Source organism: Epilithonimonas sp. UC225_85 (assembly GCF_042695135.1).
Taxonomy (GTDB): domain Bacteria; phylum Bacteroidota; class Bacteroidia; order Flavobacteriales; family Weeksellaceae; genus Epilithonimonas.
This window is the reverse complement of record NZ_CP170547.1, coordinates 2,962,912-2,984,393: the sequence shown is the minus strand read 5'-3', so window position 1 is coordinate 2,984,393 and position 21,482 is coordinate 2,962,912. Positions and strand designations below refer to the sequence as shown.

The 21,482-nt window shown below is 36.9% G+C and carries 21 protein-coding genes; 7 read left to right on the top strand and 14 right to left on the bottom strand.

Annotated features, from left to right (window positions below; translation table 11 throughout):
- Window positions 1–32 precede the first annotated feature (32 nt).
- The 3 genes from ACFJGY_RS13640 (at window position 33) to ACFJGY_RS13630 (ending at window position 1,865) form a co-directional block, all read left to right on the top strand.
- Window positions 33–968: an NAD(P)H-dependent flavin oxidoreductase gene (locus tag ACFJGY_RS13640; protein WP_379970189.1), complete on the top strand. Its 936-nt coding sequence runs from the start codon at window positions 33–35 to the stop codon at window positions 966–968.
- A 153-nt stretch (window positions 969–1,121) separates the two neighbouring features.
- Window positions 1,122–1,550 (top strand): DUF4268 domain-containing protein, encoded by a 429-nt coding sequence (locus ACFJGY_RS13635; protein WP_379964823.1) that lies wholly within the window; start codon window positions 1,122–1,124, stop codon window positions 1,548–1,550.
- A 75-nt stretch (window positions 1,551–1,625) separates the two neighbouring features.
- Window positions 1,626–1,865 (top strand): hypothetical protein, encoded by a 240-nt coding sequence (locus ACFJGY_RS13630; RefSeq protein ID WP_379964821.1) that lies wholly within the window; start codon window positions 1,626–1,628, stop codon window positions 1,863–1,865.
- A 28-nt stretch (window positions 1,866–1,893) separates the two neighbouring features.
- Here the strand turns inward: ACFJGY_RS13630 and pnuC are convergent, their stop codons facing one another.
- Window positions 1,894–2,553, bottom strand: coding sequence for a nicotinamide riboside transporter PnuC (gene pnuC, locus ACFJGY_RS13625; protein WP_379964819.1), 660 nt, complete (start codon window positions 2,551–2,553; stop codon window positions 1,894–1,896).
- Between the two features lie 185 nt (window positions 2,554–2,738).
- Between pnuC and ACFJGY_RS13620 the strand changes: the two genes are divergently transcribed.
- The 3 genes from ACFJGY_RS13620 (at window position 2,739) to ACFJGY_RS13610 (ending at window position 6,407) form a co-directional block, all read left to right on the top strand.
- The gene (locus ACFJGY_RS13620) at window positions 2,739–4,271 is read left to right on the top strand and encodes an APC family permease (protein ID WP_379964817.1); all 1,533 of its coding nucleotides are present in this window, start codon (window positions 2,739–2,741) and stop codon (window positions 4,269–4,271) included.
- Between the two features lie 282 nt (window positions 4,272–4,553).
- Window positions 4,554–5,579 (top strand): WD40/YVTN/BNR-like repeat-containing protein, encoded by a 1,026-nt coding sequence (locus tag ACFJGY_RS13615; RefSeq protein WP_379964815.1) that lies wholly within the window; start codon window positions 4,554–4,556, stop codon window positions 5,577–5,579.
- Window positions 5,580–5,753: 174 nt separating this feature from the next.
- The gene (locus ACFJGY_RS13610) at window positions 5,754–6,407 is read left to right on the top strand and encodes an HAD family hydrolase (protein WP_379970187.1); all 654 of its coding nucleotides are present in this window, start codon (window positions 5,754–5,756) and stop codon (window positions 6,405–6,407) included.
- Here ACFJGY_RS13610 and ACFJGY_RS13605 read toward each other — a convergent pair.
- The 12 genes from ACFJGY_RS13605 to ACFJGY_RS13550 form a co-directional block, all read right to left on the bottom strand.
- On the bottom strand, window positions 6,404–7,108 hold the full coding sequence (locus tag ACFJGY_RS13605; protein WP_379964813.1) for a DUF421 domain-containing protein: 705 nt from the start codon (window positions 7,106–7,108) through the stop codon (window positions 6,404–6,406). The genes ACFJGY_RS13610 and ACFJGY_RS13605 overlap by 4 nt on opposite strands.
- A gap of 86 nt (window positions 7,109–7,194) precedes the next feature.
- On the bottom strand, window positions 7,195–8,376 hold the full coding sequence (locus ACFJGY_RS13600) for a hypothetical protein (protein WP_379964811.1): 1,182 nt from the start codon (window positions 8,374–8,376) through the stop codon (window positions 7,195–7,197).
- Between the two features lie 136 nt (window positions 8,377–8,512).
- Entirely contained in the window at window positions 8,513–9,349 is an 837-nt protein-coding gene (locus ACFJGY_RS13595) for a type 1 glutamine amidotransferase (RefSeq protein WP_379964809.1), read from the bottom strand.
- A 101-nt stretch (window positions 9,350–9,450) separates the two neighbouring features.
- Window positions 9,451–10,554 (bottom strand): carboxylate-amine ligase, encoded by a 1,104-nt coding sequence (locus ACFJGY_RS13590; RefSeq protein WP_379964807.1) that lies wholly within the window; start codon window positions 10,552–10,554, stop codon window positions 9,451–9,453.
- Between the two features lie 152 nt (window positions 10,555–10,706).
- Entirely contained in the window at window positions 10,707–11,657 is a 951-nt protein-coding gene (locus ACFJGY_RS13585; RefSeq protein WP_379964805.1) for a RimK family alpha-L-glutamate ligase, read from the bottom strand.
- A gap of 98 nt (window positions 11,658–11,755) precedes the next feature.
- Window positions 11,756–12,469 (bottom strand): alpha/beta fold hydrolase, encoded by a 714-nt coding sequence (locus ACFJGY_RS13580; RefSeq protein WP_379964803.1) that lies wholly within the window; start codon window positions 12,467–12,469, stop codon window positions 11,756–11,758.
- A 37-nt stretch (window positions 12,470–12,506) separates the two neighbouring features.
- The gene (locus tag ACFJGY_RS13575; protein WP_379964801.1) at window positions 12,507–13,718 is read right to left on the bottom strand and encodes an acetyl-CoA carboxylase biotin carboxylase subunit family protein; all 1,212 of its coding nucleotides are present in this window, start codon (window positions 13,716–13,718) and stop codon (window positions 12,507–12,509) included.
- A gap of 58 nt (window positions 13,719–13,776) precedes the next feature.
- On the bottom strand, window positions 13,777–15,180 hold the full coding sequence (locus ACFJGY_RS13570) for a M17 family metallopeptidase (RefSeq protein WP_379964799.1): 1,404 nt from the start codon (window positions 15,178–15,180) through the stop codon (window positions 13,777–13,779).
- A 65-nt stretch (window positions 15,181–15,245) separates the two neighbouring features.
- A complete protein-coding gene (locus ACFJGY_RS13565; protein ID WP_379964797.1) occupies window positions 15,246–16,370 on the bottom strand; it encodes an alpha/beta hydrolase in 1,125 nt (374 codons plus the stop codon).
- Window positions 16,371–16,601: 231 nt separating this feature from the next.
- The gene (locus tag ACFJGY_RS13560; protein ID WP_379964795.1) at window positions 16,602–18,362 is read right to left on the bottom strand and encodes a discoidin domain-containing protein; all 1,761 of its coding nucleotides are present in this window, start codon (window positions 18,360–18,362) and stop codon (window positions 16,602–16,604) included.
- A 2-nt stretch (window positions 18,363–18,364) separates the two neighbouring features.
- Window positions 18,365–18,883, bottom strand: a complete 519-nt coding sequence (locus ACFJGY_RS13555; RefSeq protein ID WP_379964793.1) for a hypothetical protein — start codon at window positions 18,881–18,883, stop codon at window positions 18,365–18,367.
- Between the two features lie 60 nt (window positions 18,884–18,943).
- A complete protein-coding gene (locus ACFJGY_RS13550; RefSeq protein ID WP_379964791.1) occupies window positions 18,944–19,360 on the bottom strand; it encodes an acyl-CoA thioesterase in 417 nt (138 codons plus the stop codon).
- A 134-nt stretch (window positions 19,361–19,494) separates the two neighbouring features.
- On the opposite strand from ACFJGY_RS13550, the gene dnaA reads away from it, so the two are divergent.
- Window positions 19,495–20,949, top strand: a complete 1,455-nt coding sequence (gene dnaA / locus ACFJGY_RS13545; protein WP_379964789.1) for a chromosomal replication initiator protein DnaA — start codon at window positions 19,495–19,497, stop codon at window positions 20,947–20,949.
- Between the two features lie 35 nt (window positions 20,950–20,984).
- Here dnaA and ACFJGY_RS13540 read toward each other — a convergent pair whose 3' ends face one another.
- Entirely contained in the window at window positions 20,985–21,482 is a 498-nt protein-coding gene (locus tag ACFJGY_RS13540; RefSeq protein ID WP_379964787.1) for a GNAT family N-acetyltransferase, read from the bottom strand.

Sequence of the window (21,482 nt, the reverse complement as noted above, 5' to 3'; positions counted from 1 at the left end):
ATTTCGGAATTGCCCAAAAACAATACCACGGAATGAACAGAATCACTCAGCTTTTCAACATCAAATATCCGATTATCCAAGGCGGAATGATCTGGCATTCCGGATGGCGATTGGCTTCTGCTGTTTCCAATAATGGGGGATTGGGTTTGATTGGATCTGCAAGTATGTATCCAGATATCCTTAGAGAAAATATTCAGAAATGTAAAGCGGCGACCGACAAACCTTTCGGAGTTAATATCGCTTTGCTTTATCCAAATATTGAAGAGATTATTAATATTATAATAGAAGAGGGTGTTAAAATCGTTTTCACTTCAGCAGGAAATCCCAAAACCTACACAGAAATTTTGAAGAAAGAAGGCATCAAAGTTGCCCACGTAGTTGCAAGTGCTAAGTTTGCAGTAAAATGTCAGGATGCAGGTGTGGATGCCGTTGTAGCAGAAGGTTTTGAAGCGGGCGGACATAATGGGAGAGAAGAGACGACGACACTTTGCCTGATCCCGAATGTGAAAAAAAACATTGATATTCCATTAATTGCAGCAGGTGGAATTGGACTTGGAAGCCAGATGAAAGCAGCGATGATTCTCGGTGCAGATGGCGTTCAAATAGGTTCTCGTTTTGCAGCGACAGTTGAAGCAAGTTCGCACGATAATTTCAAAAACAAAATCGTCGAACTGAAAGAAGGTGACACCCAACTGACTCTAAAGGAATTGGCACCAGTCCGATTAATCAAAAATAAATTTTACAATGATCTGGAAAATCTATACGAATCTGGCAGAAATGTTGAAGCCCTGAAAGAAACACTCGGGAGAGCCCGCGCAAAACTCGGAATGTTTGAAGGCGATCTTACGGAAGGCGAACTGGAAATAGGACAGGTTTCCGCTTTGATAGACGAGATTCTTCCGGTAGAAAAAGTCTTTGAAAACTTAATCAAAGAATTCAACGAAGCGAAAGTGGAGCTCACATTGTGAGAAGTAACAAGATAATAGGCAAAAGAATCAAATATAACGGGCTTCGAGAGCCTCAGCCTGACAATGCTTTCAAAGTTTAAAAAGACTTCGAGAGCTTAATGTATTAATGGCTAAACTCTCAAACTATAGAACTCTCAAACACTCCAACTCAAAATGTTTTCCAAGCAAGAAGCGCAACAACTAAAGACAGAATTCTGGACGGCTTTCGGAAAGGCTTTTCCAAGGAAATGGCTGTTATACGATACCAAAATCAAAGACTTTTCTTTCAAGTTTTCTGCAGACAATAAGAAAGCTGAGGTCTCTCTGGATATAGAAATGAAAGATGAGCTGTTCCGAAATGCTTATTTTGAGAAGTTTCAGTCGTTGGAAGATTTGCTAAGAGATGAGATCGGAGAATTTTTTATGGATGAATTTCATACTTTGGAAAACGGAAAAGTCATCAGCAGGATTTGGGTTGAAAAGCACGGAATCAGTATTTTTAATAAGCAAACCTGGCCGGATACTTTCGAATTCTTCGTTGAAAAAATGAATGCTTTTGAAATGTTCTTTTATGAATATGAGGATTTCATTAAATCAGTTTAAAAAGAATAAAGTGAAAAAGAATCAATATAAAAATGAAATCGAAAATTCACGAATACAATAAAGAAAATAAAAAATATGAGTAAAAAAATAACAATAAAAGCCAACGACTTCTTCGAATTACTAAAGCTGAAAGGCGAATCGATGTGGGATATTTTCGCACAATTAATCGACGGAGAAGAAAAGGAAATCACATTCGTAGATGATAAGGCTGAATATCTTTTCCATTACGTTCTGCCAACAACTGTCGAAAAAATGAAAGAAGATCAAATACTTTTCTCAAAAGAATATGCCGACAAATTATCTGGAATTAATTAAAATTCTTCCTTAAAAATTGGAGGAAATTTTATTTAGCCAAACTTTTCTTCCATTCGATATAGCCAATAATCGCCATAGCCGTGAAAACAATATATTGGATCGCCGTGATTCCCAGACCTTTATAGATCATCATCGGGATACAGATAAAATCCGCAACGATCCAGAAGATCCAGTTCTCGATATTTCGTTTCGCCATAAAGTACATTCCGACCAAAAACAGGGAAGTCGTAACAATATCAGTATAATTCGCCCAGTCAAGATGATAAAGTCCCAGTTTCACACCATTCATAGAAAACTGATTATCGATATAAGGTTTCAAATAATAAACCGCTCCAACGAAAATCAAACTCCCAATAAATAACAATCCACCTATTTCCCAATCTTTCTTACTGGCTTTCCTAACATCCACGTGGATATGATCTTTAGAGTTTTTCGCCCAGAGAATCCAGCCATAAACACTCATCACCGTGTAATAAACATTGATGAGCATATCGCCCAGCAATCCGAAAACATACATGATATAAATAAAAAGTACGGTCGAAATAATACCGGTAGGGTAGACCCAGATATTTTGTCTGATGGAAAAATAAACGCTTAACAAGCCAAAGAAAACAGCAACCGATTCAAAAATAATAAGATAAGTCTCATAAGATTCGTATTGTGCAGCGAGAGTTTGTAAAAAATCCATTTCCAAAGATAATTATTAAGCTTCAAAAAAATATCTCTAAATCAAGAATTAATATGAATATGTAAAATAAATTAGTTAAAAAATGTTAAGGATGATATTTTTTTAATATTTTCGTAATTCAAAACAAACAAACAAAGGAAACAGCCCTTTTCATATTGGGGGAAAAATCTAAAAAATCAAAAATTATGTCAAAAATTTGGACAAAAAAACCAATGAGCGCTTTCGAAGACGACATGAAAAGCAGCCAGCTAAAAAGGGTTCTTGGTAAATGGAGTCTTACAGCCATCGGAATCGGGGCTATCATTGGAGGTGGTATTTTCGTATTAACGGGAACTGGAGCTTATTATCATGCAGGACCGGCATTGGCACTTTCTTTTGTGATTGCAGGGATTGCTTGTGTATTTGCAGCACTCTGTTATTCTGAGTTCGCATCAATACTTCCGGTAGAAGGGTCGGCTTATGCCTATGCTTACGGAACAGTAGGCGAGATTTTTGCCTGGATCATTGGTTGGGGACTTATCCTGGAATATGCGATGGGATCTATGACGGTCGCCGTTTCCTGGTCTGGTTATTTTAATAAATTACTGAAGATGTTTGGTCTTCATCTTCCCGATTATCTTACTTCCGATCCCGCAAGTTACACAGGCGAAGGATTTTCTATGAATCTGCCGGCGTTCTGTATCGTTTTAATCGTGATTTCTATCCTTATCAAAGGAACAAAAGAAGCTGCAAAAGCCAACAATATGATTGTGATCATGAAGGTTTCTGCGGTTCTTTTCGTGATTATTGCAGGTGTTTTCTTTATAGATACAGCCAACTGGCATCCCTTTATCCCGGCCCCTGAGATGGTAAAAGAAGGCGATACATTAAAAGAAGCTTACGGTTTCCAGGGAATTGTTTCCGGAGCTGCGGCAATTTTCTTTGCTTACGTCGGTTTTGATGCCGTTTCTACGCAGGCAGGTGAGGCAATCAATCCTAAGAAAGATGTTCCTTTTGCGATCATCACATCGCTGTTGGTTTGTACCGTTCTTTATATTTTGGTATCATTGGTTTTGACCGGGATGATGCACTATACAGATTTCAATCCTCAAGGTAAATTCCCGGACGCGATCAAAGCACCGGTTGCTTATGCATTCGAGATTGCTGGACAAGGCTGGGCAGGTTATATCATCACGATTGCGGCAACTGTAGGTCTGGTTTCCGTATTGATGGTAATGATTATGGGACAGTCAAGAATTTTCCTAGGAATGTCAAAAGACGGTTTGATCCCGAAGTTATTCAGCGATATCCACCCGATCAGAAAAACACCGGCGAAAAGCTTGATGATCTTAGGCGTTTTAATCGCAACGGTTGCGGCATTTACACCAATCAGCAAGTTGGCAGATATGACAAGTTTCGGGACCTTATTTGCTTTCACAATGGTTTGTGTAGCCGTTTGGATCCTTCGAAAAAAAGAACCTAATCTACCTAGAAACTTCAAAGTTCCAGCATTGCCTGTTATTGCAACTTTAGGGATTTTGATCAATGTTTATCTGATTTGGAATCTTAGCCACGATGCCAAATTATTATCCACAGGATGGCTTGTTTTCGGAGTTATTATTTACTTTACATATAGTTTAAGAAATAGCAAACTTCACAAGACCGGTTATGGCGAAACGTTCAAAGCAGAACAAAAACCTCTGCAGGATGTAGATCTCGACATCGACAACAAAGATTAATAATATAAATTCCGCCTCGTGCGGAATTTTTTTTTGGAGCTGTTTCCCGCTATCCGCTATATCTTTTTTGTCATTGCGAACAGCGCTAAGTAATTCCGTTGAACTTTACAACAATCGCAATGACAAAAAAGGATGCCACTACTATCGGGGCTAGGGGTTTTCGGTGTAAAACAAGTTTTTGTCAAATTGAAGTTTCTCCAAAGCTAAAAGTTTCTAACCTCCCAGGTTTCAAAAACCTCGAAGGTTTAATAAAATTCTCGAAGTTTTTAATAAATTTATAAAATGAAAAAACTCAGCTTCCTTTTCCTGTTGATTTCAACATTTTTTTATTCTCAGAAATTCACCATTGATACATTACTGACCGATAAGATCAGCATCCGAGCCATTCAGCTTTGGGATGGAAAAGTCTGGTATTCGGGAACAGATTCCAAATTTGGTTTTGTCAATTTAAAAGATAAATCTGACAAGAAACAAATTATTATTTCAGACAAAAAATTACAGTTCAGAACTTTAGCACAAAACAAGAAGAATTTTTATGCAATTAGCATAGAAAGCCCAGCTTACTTTTTTGAAATTGATAAAAGTACATTAAAGTCTAAAATAATTTATTCAGATACTATTAAAACTGCTTTTTATGATGCTTTACATTTTGTAAATGAAGATTTGGCTTTTGCGTTCAGTGATCCAGCTAAAGATTTACATATAAAATTATTAACTCTTTCTCCGACAAAAAAAATTTATAAATTTTATAATATGAGTTCTGCAAATAGGATTTTAAAAATGAATGAAGGAGAAGCCGCATTTGCAGCAAGCAATTCCAATTTAGCATCTTTTGATAACTATCTTTGGTTAGGAACAGGAGGAGGTTCTTCAAGAATTTTTAGATTTGATTTAAAATCTCAGGAAACAGAAATATTTGAGACCAATTTCATCCAAGATTCAGAAGCCCAAGGCATCTATTCCATCGATTTTTATGATAAAAATTTCGGAATAGCAGTTGGCGGAGATTACACCAAACAAGCAGACAATATCAACAATATCGCAACGACCAACGACGGTGGAAAAACTTGGCAAATCCAGGCCAGCGGAAAAAATGCCGGCTATATGACCTGCGTGAAATTCCGTCCAAAAACCAAAGGAAAAGAGATTGTTGCAGTTGGAGACAAGCATATTAGTTTTTCATCCGATTTCGGCAAAACCTGGACAAAAATCTCAGATGAGAAGAATCTCTACGCCTGTGAATGGGCAGACAAAAACACATTGATCTTAGCCGGAAAAGATAAGATTATTAGATTAACATTTCTTTAGATCAAGTTTGTAACCAAAATACACATCATTGCACTTAAATCTTTGATGAGTTTTACGCCTTTGTGAAACTTAAATATTTTCAATAATTTCAAAAAAACTTTGTGGACTCTGCGTTCAAAATACTGCATTAAAATGAGAATCCATACTTTTGCACGGAATTATAAAAATCAAAGTTTGAAGAATACGGTTATTTTTGATATGGACGGCGTGATTGTGGATACGGAACCGCTTCATAAGAAAGCTTATTACCAGCATTTCGGAGAATTGAATATTGATGTAGATTCAGAATTATTCTCAAAATTCACTGGAAAATCTACCCGAAATGTCTATCAGATGATCAAAGATATTTTTGGAATCGAAACTGCTACAGAAGAATTAATCCAGAGAAAAAGAACTATTTTTTATGATCTTTTCGATACGGATCCGGCTCTTAAATTATTGGACGGCGTAGAAGCTTTGATTAAGAGTCTTTACTCTCAGAATTTCCAATTGATATTAGCGTCGTCTGCTGCAAAAACCACAATCGACAGGGTATTCAGACGTTTCAATTTATTTCCTTTTTTCTCTCATCTCGTCAGTGGCGAAGATTTCCCGGAATCAAAGCCACATCCGGCCATTTTCATAGAAGCTCAGAGACTTTCCGGAAATGACAAATCCAATTGTATCGTGATAGAAGACAGCACAAACGGAATTTTGGCCGCAAATGGAGCTGAAATATTCTGTGTGGGTTATAAGAGTGCCAACAGCAAAAATCAAAATTATGAGTTAGCAGATTTGGTAATTCATCATTTTGACGAGCTGGATGTAGAGAAGCTGAAAGTCCTTTAAGAAATCCTTTTTTTATTGGAAGATTCCACCCATTCGTCTTTACCACAGACTTTACAATGGCTCTTTTCCTTAAGTTCAAATTCCTGCGTATAACCGCAAAACGTACACGAATAATGGGACTTTTTAGTAAATGATTTAACCGCTTTATCCAAAGAATCGGGCATTATTGGCAGACCATATTTGATATCATTATCTTCAAAATAAAAAACGCTGATCTCTCCCGAGATTTCCTCAATTGCTTTTTCTATTTGACCAAGATGAGAAACGCCTTTAAGCCTTAATTCAGAGAAAAATTCATCTTCGCCAAGTGCTTCTTTTTTGAAATCTTCTATGCAGAAAATCCCTTCATTAATCAAACAAATTGGTTTTCCTTCTACCAGTTTTTCAAATTTTTTACTTTTGCTGATGATATAAGTAATAATGCTGTAAAGGCTGATGATCATTGTAAAAACGACCAAAGCCGGCATAATTCCAACATCTTTGTAAAACATAGGATCGCCTGCTGCAGAACCAAGTCCGATAATCACAACCAGCTCAAAAACTGATAATTGCTTGACGCCTCGCTTACCCAAAAGGCGAAGTCCGAAAATGATAATGAAGAACATGATTCCTGTTCTTAAAATCGTTTCCAGAAGAAAACTCCATTCTTCGGAGCCGAGTAAAAGTTGTTTTAAGTCGAATGAATTGCTGGTGAGAAGCATAGTTTTTTTAGGAGATATGTCAAAAAATACGCCAGAGGGAATTGATATATTTTATTTGGAAAACGATAAAATATCAGAAAGAATATTTATTCCCCAAAAAACGCCATAGAACTCCCAATCCAGATTGCATCTTTCTTGTTGAAATCTACGTTTACCATCGCAGCTTTTGTCATTCTTACAAGATTAACAAGAAGCTCAGGATCTTCTTCTTCAGGATCCCAAGCAAAAAGTAAACGGATCTCTGCTTTGGAGAATTCGCCGTTGATGTCTTCAAAAAGTGGTGCATAAGTTACTTTTCTTTGAAGTATGTAATTTTCTTTATCTTCAATTTTATTAATGATTTCCTGAGTCGGATTTAGGTTGACACCACTTCCTGCAAAAGAGAAAAGCGGTTTCAAAACAAAGTTTTCTAAAGCTTCGTTTTCAGGAAAATCGGATAGGAAATAACTTTTCGGAACAAACGCGTGTTTCAGTTTTGGAAGAATATATTTTGAGATTTTGAAAAACCAATTAGGATGCGTAATCCATTCCACATCCACGTCTTCACGGAAATCAAACTCTGTTTCCAAACCCTCGATTTTGTCCAACTCATCAAAGATTACCCGGTTGTAAATTCTGTTAATAGGAATTAATTTTCCACCTTTTTCATAGAATAATTTCTTTCCGTCTTTTTTAACTTTCGTCAGACAAACCGTTTTGATTCCCAGTAATTGCTCGGTTAACACAAAATCAACCGCCGTTTTTTGTTTTTCGGGATAGATTTCAAGTAAAATTACATTTTCAGGATTTTCGTTTCCAACAATTACAGTTTTCAGTTTTTTAACAAATTCTTCTTGTGAAAGCGATTTTTTCAGATCATTCAGAAAAGGATAAACTTCTGTGATTACTTCCTCAAAAAATCTTTGAAATCCGAACAAACTTGGGAAAGCCTGCAATTCTATCAATTGCGGAATGATTTCACCATTTCCATCCTGACAAATCCCAAAATCGATGGCAATAAAATGTGGCTTTTTGTTGTCATTCGGAACATTGCAATTTATAGGAATGGCTTTGCTGAGTTCTTCATCAGACATATTTTTAATCTGCGAAATAATGGACTTCGAAGCATCATCCAGCTTATTCCAAAAATCATTGGTTAGAAAAATGGGACTTTCGGAAAGACGAAACGCGGCTTCCTGACCGCATTTCTTTATGATTAGCTCATTTGTTTTCTGATATTTTTCCTGAGAAAATTCTTCGTTAAATTGAGTTCTGTATTTTGGGATCATAGTTTAAATTTTAAATTATCTCAAAAGCGCAATTTTTTTTATTGGTAATGTTTAAAGTCGCAAAATTTCAGAGTTTTGCTTTGCGACTTCTTTATTGTGATTTTTAAGAAATTATTTAGCAACTTTGTGTTAAAATCTAACTGTAAGCCAAATTATTAGTGATCTGCTCAGAAGCGAATTTCAAAAATCTTGGAACAATTTGCGCTTGAGTCAGAACGATTTTATCATCATCATTCATTCTGTCGATGGTTTCCAGATATTTTTCCATTCCGAAGGTGTCAATCATCGCCGTTTTATTTTTTTCGTCTTCCAGATTTTTTATAAATCCTTGCGGATCTGCTTCCGGGTGAAATTGCGTACCAAATATCTCATCAGAAAAACGAACTGCCATCAGTGCTCTTTCAAGGTGAATTGTTGGTCGGTATTTTTCCAAAGCCACAACCTTCATTCCCAGTTCATCGATTTTTTCCTGATTTGGTTCGATGCATTGATATCCTCGTGAATCCACAGCGTAGAAAGGATCCGGAAGATTTTTGAACAGGAATTCTTTTTCTCCATCTTCGGATTTATGGATTGGCATTACTCCAAAAGAATAAGATTTTCTTTTGCAAACATTCGCGATTCCAAAATGGATCACTGCCAATTGGAAGGAATGGCAAATTAAAAATGCGTATTTTTTTTGTTCATTTTTCTTATTGTGATCCCAAATTTGGTCTAAGAAATCTGCGTATTTATTTTCCCATTCGTAGCCTTCACGATGTGGATTTCCTGGGCCGCCAGATGATAAAAATATATCAAAATCGGCGATATTTGGTATTTCGTTTTTATAACGAACGTCAAAAATTTCTACTGAAACATTGTCATCAGACTGTTCCTGAAAAGCTTTAGATAATTCTTTGATATTACGCATCCCTTGATTTGGATGGTTATTATTCATATCCAAAAGCGCAATTTTTACATCATTTTTACTCATATTCATAAAATTTATACAAAATTAAGAATTTTAAATTTGAGGCAGTTTTTGTTGTGTAATTATTTGATTATTAAATCAATAGAAATTATCATTTAACATCTTTATAAAAGCCCTTTCTCAGTTTCATAGATCATATAGTCTACGACTTTTTTCAGGTCACCGCCACTTTCATTAAAGACTTTCAGCTGACGATCTGCGCCGGTGCCTATTTTGCAGATTTCTCTCGCATATTCCACTTCTTTTCTGCACCCTAATTCATCCACAACATCATCAATGAAAGCCAATAATTCTTCCAAAAGGTCACGGTACGGAACGCTTGCTTCTTTCCCGAAATCAATCAGGTGTGCATCGATTCCATCTTTGGAAGCGCGCCATTTATTTTCGGTTAAAAGTAATCTTCTGTAACTTCTGTAACTTGTATTTTGCTGGTGCATTTTGTAGATTTTCGCCACCAAAGACTGCATTATTGCTGCCAAACAAACGGTCTCATCAATCGTCATCGGCATATCACAAATTCTGAATTCAATAGTCGGGTAGAATGGGTGAACTCTCAAATCCCACCATATTTTCTTAGCATTGTCAATCGTTCCGGTTTTTACCATCAAGTTGACGTACGCATCAAATTCTGCAACACTCCCAAAATAACTCGGCAATCCCGTTCTTGGAAATTTAGCAAAAACTTCCTGCCTGTAAGATTTAAAACCTGTTAATCTCCCAACCCAAAACGGCGAATTGGTGGACAGAGCATAAACGTGTGGCAAAAAATATCGCATCACATTTTGAATTCTAATGCCTTCTTCACGGTCAGGAATGCCGATGTGAACGTGCAATCCGAAAATCAGATTGGACCTTGCAACATCGCCCATATCACTCACGATTTTGTCATAACGCGCATCTTTTGTGATGACATTGTCTTTCCAGTGAGAAAATGGATGTGTTCCGCCACCGGAAACCCGCAAACCTTGGTCGTGAGCGGTTTTCACAAGATGTCTTCTGAGGTCTGTCAGCTCTTGTCTTGCCTGTTGGATATTTTCACAAATTCCGGTTTCCATTTCGACTACAGATTCGTGCATCTCGTGCTTTAAGTTTTCGCTGAGAACGGCTTTTCCTCCTTCGATTATCTTTGAAACGTGCGAGACAAGATCCCGCGTTTCGGCATCTATAATTTGATATTCTTCTTCTACACCTATCGTAAATCTGTGCATATTATTTGTGTTTGAAAAGTTAAAGTTAGTTAGTAGTTGTTTTATTCATAAAGTCTTCGACTCCGCTCAGACTGACAGCTTTATAGTCAAACGTTCAGTGTTTTTAGCGTTGTCACACTGAGCGGAGTCGAAGTGTTTTTTGAATAATAATATTAAAGTTTATTGGTCACAAATTTCCCCCAGTTGATATTCACTTTTCCCGGTTTGTAATCTTTTGCTTTTTCGATGGCGAGTTTTGCAGCGTGTTCCACAATCCACTCGAAGTTTTCTTCCCCCACTGAGTTTCTGTCCGCATCAGGCGCGGGATTACAGAAATCGATGGCATAAGGAATGCCGTCTCTCACAGCAAATTCCACCGTGTTGAAATCATAGCCCAAAGCTTCATTCATTTTCAACGTGTAATCTGTGATGGTTTTTAGTAAAGCTTCAAGTTCTTTACCTTCGGTTTGATGCGTGGTTGCGTATCTCAGATGATGCGGATTTCTCGGTTCGTAAGGCATAATGTGAACGTACTTTCTGCCCAAGCAATAAACGCGGTAGTAATCCTCGAAAATGATTTCTTCCTGCACCATCATTACCAATTGCTCTGTCTCTGCGTGCTTTGCCCACATATCTTCCGGACTTTCTACTCTGTAAACATTTCTCCAGCCGCCGCCGTCGTGTGGTTTCATGTAAGCAGGAAATCCTACGTAATTGAAAATATAATCCCAATCGTGAGGGAATTTCAGATTTCTGAATGAAGTTTCGGAAGTGTTGGTTGGTCTTTCGTAAGAAGGAAGCAACACGGTTTTCGGCAATGGAATTCCGATTTTCATCATCAAAGCATTATTGAAAAATTTCTCATCTGCGCTCCACCAAAATGGATTGTTGATAACGTAAGTTCCGCTGACTGCCGCATTTTTAAGATAAGCTCTGTAGAACGGAACGTCTTGCGAAATTCTGTCAATAATCACAGCATAACCGTAATCTGCGCCTTGTTCCAGTTTATCGATTTGAACTGGCTCCGCAATATATTCGCCTTTACCAAGCTCATTGACTTTGTCGATAAATGCCCACGGAAAAGTATCTTCCATTCCGAATAAAATTCCAATTTTTTTTGCCATAATTTTTGTTTTTTGATTGTCAGAAATCCGGTGTTGGAAGTCTGAAGTTATTTTGATTTATTATTATTATTATTTTAAATTTAATTTTAGCTTTAGAATTACCCGAAAAATCGTCCAATGAATTTTGGGAAAACCATTCTCCAAAGCACCCAGTCGTGGTCTATCCATTTCTGTTCGTCATACCAATGGTTGATTCCTTTTGAAGTCAGAATTCCTGCCATTCTTCTGGTCGGTTCCAGACAGATATCACGGTCGGAAGTGCTGAGAACGATGTGCATATGTTTGTATTTCCACGCTTCGTCATTTTTCACAAATTCGTCAGGACAATTGAAATAAACCAATTCATCCTGAATCCCGTCCATAAAATTTCTTATAGAAAAAGCCCCTGAAAGACAGAAAAGATGCGATACCAAATCCGGATATCTGAAAGCAAAATTAGCTGCGTGATAACCGCCGAAACTTGCGCCTGCAACCACAACACGATGCGTATTATGCGTTCTTTGGATATAGGGAATGAACTCCTGAACCAAAAACTGAACGTACAATTCGTAGTTTCTGATTCTGTCGTGAGCTGAAATGTTTTTATTGTAAAAACTCAGATTATCAATGGTTTCGAGGTTGAAAAGTTTCAATTTTCCGTTGTCTGTGAACCAGGAAATACTTCCATTTAAATGGAAATCTGCATTCTGCGTATATGAACCCTGCGAAGTCGGAAACATAATGACAGGAAGCCCGAAATGTCCGGTAACTTCCACCTTGATGCTCTTTCCAAGGATGTGTGAGTAATAATCTGTATGTGTAATTTGAGGCATATTTTTTAGTTGTCAGTTAATCATTTATCATTAATTATTAGCTTGTTGGTTTGTCTTTCGGAGGCAGAATATTTAAGATTCTTTCCGTAACAATTGTTGCAGCTTCATCAAGTCTTTCCTGAACTTTTTCTTCGGTTGTAGCTTTATAAACAATTCCGATGTGATAATCGATTGGTAAGAATTTTTCGACATCCTCGTTCTGAAGGTCAGTCGTATCAGAATGTTTTTCTTTAGCAAGAGCGACAATTAATCCAGCAAATAATTTCTGAGTTTCTTCAACCGTATATTTTTCTCCGTCTAATAATGCATTTTCAAGCTTTGCCCATTCTCGCCAGATATTAACGCCGGTCGCTGCTTCTACCATATCGGGAATGTGTGCACCACCAACTCTCGACGAAGTTTCCAGAAAGTAATATTGCCCGTCGATTCCTCGGATATATTCGCTGTGAGTTGCCCCGTTTTGAATTCCGAATTTGTCCAGAACTTCTTTATTAATTTTCTCCAGACCAATTGCTTCTTCAGAATCTTTTGCTAAAGTTTTTGTTCGGAAAACGCCGCCTTCGTGAGACACTTTCATTGGTGGGGAAAGGTATTTTGAAAAGCATGAAAACACGATTTCTTTATTATAAACCAGGCAATCCACGTGATAAACATCGCCGGGTTTGAAAGATTCTAATAAAAATTTATATCGTTCGTCACCAAGATTTTCTACCGCCGGCCAAAGTTCTTCGGCTGAATTTATTTTTTTAATTCCGCTGGCTGAAGCTTCGGAACGTGGTTTTAAAACCCAAGGTCCGGGAACATCCTGCGTGAATTTGTGAAGCTTTGCATCATTGAAAATGGAAGAAAATTCAGGAACAGAAATTCCATTATCTTTTGCCTGCTGACGCATTGCCAGCTTGTCACGAAAATAACGATGCGTGGTTTGCCCCATCCCAGGAATACGGTAAGTTTCCCGAATCATCGCCGCTTTTTCTACATCAAAATCATCCAATGCAATCACGGCATCTATCTGGTGATTTTTCATTAGATAAGCAAAACCCTGAACAAGATGGTCGAGATTCCAGACGGAAGGTTCAAGCTCCGGCATATAATAAACTTCGTCTATCGCGTGCCAAGGCCAGGGTTTTTCTTTCAGGTTTTCGGAGGTGATGAGAATGACTTTGTTTCCGAGCTTTTTACACTCGTCCATAAAGTCGTAACCTTTGTAGTAACAGGAGATGCAGACAATCGTTTTTTCCATATTCATTTTCAATTTTGTATCTGTAAAAAGTAAAATGTATAAAGATTTACTTCTTTAATTTATCTTAATAATTTTCAATAAAATCCAATAACAACTGAACGCCATAACCAGTCGCAGCTTTGTCTTTCGCATAACCAACATTCCCGAAAGCAACACCGGCTATATCCAAATGTGCCCAATTCTGGTGATCTTCTATAAACTGTTCCAAGAATTTTGCCGCGATGATACAATCACCAAAAGGTTTCATCGAAATGTTCTTTAAATCAGCAACATCCGAAGTGAAATCGTCTTTCCAAACATCCCAAAGTGGTAAGTTCCAAATGCGTTGATTCGTTTTATCTGCAGATCTCTCCAATGATTTTTTCAAATCATTATTGTTAGAAAAATAGGCTCCACAAGTATAACCGAACATTCTGACTGAGCTTCCGGTTAATGTCGCCAAATCAATCAAAACATCAGTTGCATAATTCTTTGACAAGTACGAAAGTCCATCTGCAAGCGTCATTCTTCCTTCTGCATCGGTGTCCAGGACTTCAATTGTTTTACCGTTGTAAGCGGTAATCACATCACTTGGTAAATATGCTTTTTCCGAAACCGCATTGTCTGTAATCGGAAAAATAGCAATAATATTTACTGGCAATTTAAGTTCTGAGGCTGTAATCAAAGCACCAATCACTGCACTTGCACCTCCCATATCGCTTTTCATATAATGCAGATTGGCAGAAGGTTTTATAGAAATTCCGCCTGTGTCGAACAAGACGCATTTTCCTACTAAACCAATATTTTTTGCATTTTCTTTTCCACTTTTATATTCCAAAATCGTAAAAGCTGCTTCCTGCGAACTTCCCTGATTGACGGCAATAAATGCGCCCAGACCTTCTTTTATAGATTCTTCACGGTTCAGAACTTTATAATCTAAACTATATTTTTCCGCAGTTGATTTCAGAAATTCTGAGATTTGATCAACTTTTTTATAATTCGCAGGTTTATTCAGCCACTCCATGCCGGCAAATTGTCCGTTGCAAAGTGCTTCGGTTTTTAAGGCTAATTTTTTGGCTTCGTCCTCAGAAATATTTTCAAAGTTAAGTTCAAAATTCTCCTGCCAAAACGAATGCGATTTTTCAAAAGGGTAGAGGTAAGTTCCTAAAAAAAGGCCTTTTACAAACTCTTCGGTCAATTCCAATCCTAATTTTGAATGAACCGATGTCGGAACTGCCTGCAGGTTTTTTTTATAATCGTTCGCAAATTTGTTAGCGATAGCCTGAATTTCAAAACCTTTTGAATCTTTCCCGATTCCGATGAAAAAATTGATTTCATTAGAATCTGTTTTGATAAAAACCTCGCTTTTTTTACCGTTGAAGAAATGTTCCGTATTCGGATAATTCGATTTTTCATGTTCCCAGTCGTCTTCGCTGAACAGGAATATATTTTGAGTGGTTGTTTCTTTTTTATTGTAGATTTTAATCATAACTTTTATTAATAGAATTTCATCCTATTTTTTGCTAAATCATCCTTTTTAGGATTAATTTATTTTTAGTTTTTAATATCATTTTCCAATTCATTTTTGGACTTTACAGGACTTTCCAAGCTATCAATATATAGCCATTCTACCGCTCTTGGAAATTCCTGAGACCAGAAAAATTCCTGATGTGTTCCATTGTCGCTGATGTTGGTTCGCACTTCGAAATCATATAATTTCTGGGCATTTAATTTTTTCAGAGATTTCTCAAAAAGCTTTATTCTGCCCACCATTTTAGCACCTTCCTTTCGTCCGCCATACAAATAAACTTTGATTTTGTACGGATTGCTGAAACTGATCATTGGGAAATTATTATTCGGCTCTACCCAAAGTGACGGTGAAAAAATCAATAGTTTAGAATAGACTTCCGGATAGAGAAATCCCCCATAAATACTGATTAATGCACCCAAAGAACTTCCGCCGATTCCTGTATTTTCTCTATCTTTTTTTGTCCGGTAATTTTGATCGACCCAAGGTTTCAGCGTGTCTGTGATGAACCTTAGATATTTCTTGCCTTCTGCATTTTCGGTCACAGCATTATTGTCAAAAATATATTCTTTTATTCTGTCGTCATTCCCGTGTTCTACAGCGATTACGATTAATTCACCTCGACCGTATTCTGCCAGAAGCGCTAACTTTTTATCAATTTCCCAATTTCCGTAAGCCGAACCTTCATTAAAGAGATTCTGCGCATCCTGAAGATAAAGCACAGGATAAGTTTTATCAGAATCATAATAATCGAAAGGTAAAAGCGCCCAAATCTTCCTTGTTTTATCAAGCTGAGGAATGTAAAATTCTTCATCTATCAATTCTACTGTTGGGAAAAATTCTTTCTTGAAAGGTCCCCAATTCAGTCGCCATTTTTCAACGTGGTTTTGAATTTTACCAATCTCTTTTTTTACTTTTCTGTTAGGTGTAATGTTATCATATTCATCGATTTCTACATTTTCCCATCCGCCTTTTGTGAATTTGAATTCTATCTCATCATTCAGCCATTCATCTGGAATATTGATATAATAATTGCTGTCGTCCAATTTCTCCAGTTCAAATTTTGGTTCTTTTGGATTCCATTTGTTGAAATTTCCCGTTATAAATACCGCCCGGTCATCATTGTCTTCTGACTTCAGAAAAAACTCCATTCTTTTTAAATTCTCTTAATGAGTTATAAATTTATAAAATTATTTCTATTATTAAAGTAATGTTGAGTATTTTTCTTAAAAAAAAGAAGTTTATTATTGAATATTAATTTAAAATTAAAAATCCTTGAATTAATGAAAATTGAGGGTTTCGAAATAATATTAATGAAAAATAAAAAAGCCTTCGAAGAAAGTCTCCGAAAGCTTGAATTTTTATTGAAAAAAGTTAAAATTTTATTCTGATTTTACAACTTCGGTTCTTTCCGAAATCCCGTTGGCATTGAAAGCTTCAATTTGGAAATAGTAAGCATCTGTTCTGTCGGCTCCTGTGAAAAAATATTCATTTTTGCCGTAAACCATTATGCTGCCATACAATTTATCCGGAGATTTCCCCCAATAGATCACGTATCCATCGGCGTCGGAATTCTGTTGCCATTTGAACCAGATGCTTCTTCTTTCGCCATATTTTTTCGGGTCAGCGCGCAATGGAACGAAGTTTTGAACTTTCCCGGGTTTCGTTCCTGCGCCTTTTCCAAAAACACGGAAACCGCTTAACGCAAATTTTCCTGTCGGCATTTTCAGGTTTTCCATTTTCAGGAACCTTGCTTTTGCCGGCGTTTCCAGTTCTACATAATCGTGCGGAACATCGGTTTGATTTTTAGATTTATCGACAATCACTTTCCAGTTTTTGCCGTCATTAGAACCATAGATTCTGTACTGATGCATTTTGCCAAGCGTTTTTCCCATAAACTCAACATCCTGATCAGCATAATTAATCTGAATGGCGTTGATGGTGGAAACTTCTCCCAAATCAGTCTGAAACCATTCGCCTGAATTTCCTGTTTTCGCTGACCAATACGTTTTGATATCTTCATCAACTGCTAAATTCGGCTGGTAACCTCCTAAAGTTGAGGAAACCTGAACGGGTTTATTATAGTTCAACAACATCCAGTTGGTAAATAATCCTTTTGAAAAATCTTTCCCTTGGGCAAATTGAGGAAGCAGAGTTGGATAATCGCCGTAAGCTGTGTTGGTGTACATCACATCATCTTTATCAAATCCCGTTGGCCAGATTCCTAGACGTCTTTCAAAATTGTTTTTCGTTGAAATAAATATGGTTGAAATGTGCCACCAATTCCCGAAATTATCCTGAAAAGTGGCGCCGTGACCTGCTCCTCTGGCAAAACCTCCGGGTTTATAAGAAAACGGATTGTGCTGCTGATATTCGAAACCTTCCAATGGATTTTTGGAAACGTAAACCCCATCAGAATAACCGCTGAATTCCGTTGCCGGCGCGCCATATTGAAGGTAATACTTATCATTATGTTTTGTCATCCACGCACCTTCTACAAATGGCTGCAGGAAAACATTGTCATTATATTCTCCGAATCTTTCCCAGCCGTGATCTTCGGGTTTTAATCTGATAATCGGTTTTACGAAACCTTCGGATTGTAAAGTTTTGGTTTTAACTTCAGTTCCGAGAAGAGGCCATTCGTTACTTGAGCCCCAATATAAATACAGTTTATTTTTGTCTTCATCGTAATGGAATGCCGGATCCCATGCGCCAACTTTCAAAGTGTCAACTGCGATTTTCCAATCGTCTTTCGTAGGATTTGTGCTTTTCCAGATCGGGAAATCCTGCTCCCATGTTGAGCCGAAAACATATAAAGTGTCTTTCATTGCCCAAACTGCGGGAGCGTTCAAATCGTGGATATATTTTTTATCTCTGAGAAATTTTCTGTGTACAAAATTCCACTTCAGCATATCGTCAGAATACCAATAGCCTTCCTGATTTGTGGAAAATAGAAAAAGCTTTTTCTGAAAATTAACAATTACAGGATCTGCGGTTGCGCGGTGTTTACCTTGTTTGGAAAAAACCTCGAATGGCGTATAACCATAGTCAATATTGATCGGGTTGCAATAGGTTTTTTGCTGAGCAGAGATGGAACTTAAAAAAAGTATGAATGTTAATGTGAATATTACTTTTAATTTCATTTTTAATCTGATATTTTACTGTATTGCTCCAGAACATTATTTACGAATCTGAAAGTATCCTGTTTAATTTTCATATCATCTTCCTGATCTCGGTGAAAGAAAAGTACGTAATCTTTGTCATCAATTATGAGTTTTTTGCCAGCAGATTTGGCGTCATAGAATTTGTCCAGTTTGTAGATAAAATATTTGCCACTTTTCAAAGTAATGATAATTGGAAAATATTGTGAAGGTGCAATTCCGCTCCGGTTAAAATCATTGACAACATTGGCAAGATAATCTTCTTCTCCATCCTGGTTGAAATCGCCCTGGTCGATTGTCACGACCTCATTTTCACTTAGAAAATCTTCAAATTTGATGTCCTCAACGCCGTCTGGTCTGTAATATTTCATCTCATCATTGATGTTGAGCTTATTGGTAAAACTGTTTTTGCTGATGATGCCTTGCAGGGTTTTGAGATCCATATCACTTCTGACACAGGAAACCAGACAGATTGTAATTAATAAATAAGAGACAATTTTCATTAAGGAAAAGATTTATTCCAAATTAAATAAAAAAAGCCGAAATCCGGCTATGTTTGAATATTAAATATTTGGATCCCATTTTTTTTCTATTAATTCGATCAGGAAATCAGGACATTTCGCGATCTTGTTTGTTTTTGCATCCAGAAAAAAAAGAGTAGTGGACGCTTCCGTGATTTTTACATTTTCTTCATTATAAATTTCATAATCAAATTCAATTCTAACACCGGGGATTTTTTTGACATAGGTTCTAATTTCCAGAATCTGGTCATAAAGTGCTGGTTTCAAATACTTAATTTTATATTCTGAAACGGGAAGGAAAATTCCACGCTTTTCTATTTCATCATAAGACATCCCAAGGCTGCGGAAAAGTTCGACTCTTGCGACCTCAAAATATTCGGCATAGTTGCCGTAATAGACGTATTTCATAGGGTCGGTTTCGCCGTAACGCACTCGTATCGTGTTAGTTGTAGATATCATTTTAAGTCATTAATAATTCATACAAATATATTTTTTAATAATCAATAGCGAAAAAATTTTTTTATGAAAATTAATAATTAGATATTTGTTGTCTTCTTAAAAACTAAAATCTTACCGGTAACAGCAGCAGAAAAATGAATGAAAATTTAGTATTAATCTGGGATAGATGTCTCCAATTTATGCGGGACAATCTAAACGCAGCGGAGGACAATACAGACCTCAAAAAGTTAGAAAACTCTTTCGACTTGTTATTTGATAAAGTTCAGCCAATTTCTTTGGTGAACAATAATCTCACGTTGCTTGTTCCCAGTGATTTTTACAAAGAATATATCGAGGACAATTACCTGTCTTTACTGTCTGCTGCGCTTAAGAAAAATATCGGTAAAGGGGTAAAATTGTGGTATTCTGTGATGGAAAACAAACCATCCGGGAAAGAGAAACAAATTACGATGAACGTAAAAGGAATCTCTACACAACAGCCAAAAATACAAGAAGCAAGACCTGTTTTAAAAGATAATCATGTTAATCCATTTGTTGTTCCCGGGATCAAAAAAGTTAATATCGATTCCAATCTGAAAGCGGATCAGTCTTTTGATAACTTCATCGAGGGAGAAAGTAATAAGTTTGCTTCAACAGTTGCGAGATCGATTGCAAAGCGGCCTGGCTCGACAGCTTTTAACCCATTATTTGTTTATGGAGGCTATGGCGTTGGGAAAACGCACCTGGCGCAAGCTATTGGTTTGGAAGTAAAATCTTCCTATCCTGAGAAAGTGGTTTTATATCAGTCTTCGGAAAAATTCATTCAGGATTTTGTAAAAGCGGCCAAGTCTCAGAACAAAACAGATTTTCAGCATTATTATCAGATGATCGACGTTCTGATTATCGATGATATCCAGTTCCTTTCCGGGAAAGCTGCGACTCAGGATAGTTTCTTTCATATTTTTGATTACCTGCATCAGAATGGAAAACAAATTATCTTAACGTCTGATAAAGCGCCTGCCGACATTCTTGATACTCAGGAAAGAATTATTTCCCGTTTCAAATGGGGACTTTCTGCAGAAATCAAATCCCCGAATTTCGAAACCAGAAGAAAAATTATCGTTGATAAACTAAGTCGTGACGGCATCGAATTAACGGACGATATGCTGGATTATCTGGCTTCCGAAGTTAAGACAAACGGTGTGAGAGAACTGATTGGAGTTGTAAATGCGGTAATTGCTTACTCCACAGTCTATAAGTCTGATTTCAGCTTAGATCTGTTGAAAGATACGATCAACAAACTGGCGACAACTCAGAAGAAAACCATCAATATTCCTTATATTCAGGAGATTGTCTGCGACTATTTCGGTATTCAAAGAGAGCAATTGTTGTCTAAAACCAGAAAAAGAGAAATCGCCTTACCAAGGCAGTTGGCAATGTATTTTGCAAAAGAATATACCAATGCAACCTTCACAAAAATTGGTGAGGAAATGGGCGGAAAAGACCACTCAACAGTGATGTATGCTTGCGACACGATTCGCGATGTTTCGAAGATCGACAAGGAACTGAAAAAATACATTAAGGATCTGAAAGAAAAGATCGCTCAATAAAACTTAAAATGTCTGAAAATTATTCAGACATTTTTTTATAATATATTTGGATTTCTTCTTTCGTACAAGATTGTATCTCTCCAGATTCCATCCATTTTTGAGATCTTTTCCCGAAACCCAACTTTTCTGAAACCAAATTTTTCGTGTAGTTTCACACTTACCAGATTTTCCGGAAAAACGCTTGATTGTAATGTCCAGATTCCATTTTTTTCACTTTCATTAATCATATAATTCATTAATTCCGAAGCAAATCCAAATCCGCTAAACTCAGGATGAATATAAACGCTCACTTCTGCAACGCCGGAATAATTGCATCTTGAAGAAACAGGACTCAGAGCAATCCAGCCGGTAATTTTATTTTCTGTTTCTATTACAAATCTGGAATGTTTCAAATGGCTGTTGTCCCATTCTTCCCAAGTCGGCACAGTTCTATTAAACGTTGCATTTTTGGTTTCTATTCCTGCTTTGTAGATTTCTAAAACGTCTTTGCTATGAATAGTTTCCAAGTGTTTTATGATAGAATTTTCTTTCAT

Bases quoted from the DNA above. Each gene is read 5' to 3' on its own strand.
- ACFJGY_RS13550 (WP_379964791.1), bottom strand. From the start codon at position 19,360: ATGATATCTACAACTAACACGATACGAGTGCGTTACGGCGAAACCGAC.
- ACFJGY_RS13635 (WP_379964823.1), top strand. From the start codon at position 1,122: ATGTTTTCCAAGCAAGAAGCGCAACAACTAAAGACAGAATTCTGGACG.
- ACFJGY_RS13580 (WP_379964803.1), bottom strand. From the start codon at position 12,469: ATGCCTCAAATTACACATACAGATTATTACTCACACATCCTTGGAAAG.
- ACFJGY_RS13560 (WP_379964795.1), bottom strand. From the start codon at position 18,362: ATGAAATTAAAAGTAATATTCACATTAACATTCATACTTTTTTTAAGT.
- ACFJGY_RS13590 (WP_379964807.1), bottom strand. From the start codon at position 10,554: ATGCACAGATTTACGATAGGTGTAGAAGAAGAATATCAAATTATAGAT.
- ACFJGY_RS13585 (WP_379964805.1), bottom strand. From the start codon at position 11,657: ATGGCAAAAAAAATTGGAATTTTATTCGGAATGGAAGATACTTTTCCG.
- ACFJGY_RS13620 (WP_379964817.1), top strand. From the start codon at position 2,739: ATGTCAAAAATTTGGACAAAAAAACCAATGAGCGCTTTCGAAGACGAC.
- dnaA (WP_379964789.1), top strand. From the start codon at position 19,495: ATGAATGAAAATTTAGTATTAATCTGGGATAGATGTCTCCAATTTATG.
- ACFJGY_RS13640 (WP_379970189.1), top strand. From the start codon at position 33: ATGAACAGAATCACTCAGCTTTTCAACATCAAATATCCGATTATCCAA.
- ACFJGY_RS13570 (WP_379964799.1), bottom strand. From the start codon at position 15,180: ATGATTAAAATCTACAATAAAAAAGAAACAACCACTCAAAATATATTC.
- ACFJGY_RS13630 (WP_379964821.1), top strand. From the start codon at position 1,626: ATGAGTAAAAAAATAACAATAAAAGCCAACGACTTCTTCGAATTACTA.
- ACFJGY_RS13555 (WP_379964793.1), bottom strand. From the start codon at position 18,883: ATGAAAATTGTCTCTTATTTATTAATTACAATCTGTCTGGTTTCCTGT.
- ACFJGY_RS13600 (WP_379964811.1), bottom strand. From the start codon at position 8,376: ATGATCCCAAAATACAGAACTCAATTTAACGAAGAATTTTCTCAGGAA.
- pnuC (WP_379964819.1), bottom strand. From the start codon at position 2,553: ATGGATTTTTTACAAACTCTCGCTGCACAATACGAATCTTATGAGACT.
- ACFJGY_RS13615 (WP_379964815.1), top strand. From the start codon at position 4,554: ATGAAAAAACTCAGCTTCCTTTTCCTGTTGATTTCAACATTTTTTTAT.
- ACFJGY_RS13575 (WP_379964801.1), bottom strand. From the start codon at position 13,718: ATGAATATGGAAAAAACGATTGTCTGCATCTCCTGTTACTACAAAGGT.
- ACFJGY_RS13605 (WP_379964813.1), bottom strand. From the start codon at position 7,108: ATGCTTCTCACCAGCAATTCATTCGACTTAAAACAACTTTTACTCGGC.
- ACFJGY_RS13540 (WP_379964787.1), bottom strand. From the start codon at position 21,482: ATGAAAGAAAATTCTATCATAAAACACTTGGAAACTATTCATAGCAAA.
- ACFJGY_RS13565 (WP_379964797.1), bottom strand. From the start codon at position 16,370: ATGGAGTTTTTTCTGAAGTCAGAAGACAATGATGACCGGGCGGTATTT.
- ACFJGY_RS13595 (WP_379964809.1), bottom strand. From the start codon at position 9,349: ATGAGTAAAAATGATGTAAAAATTGCGCTTTTGGATATGAATAATAAC.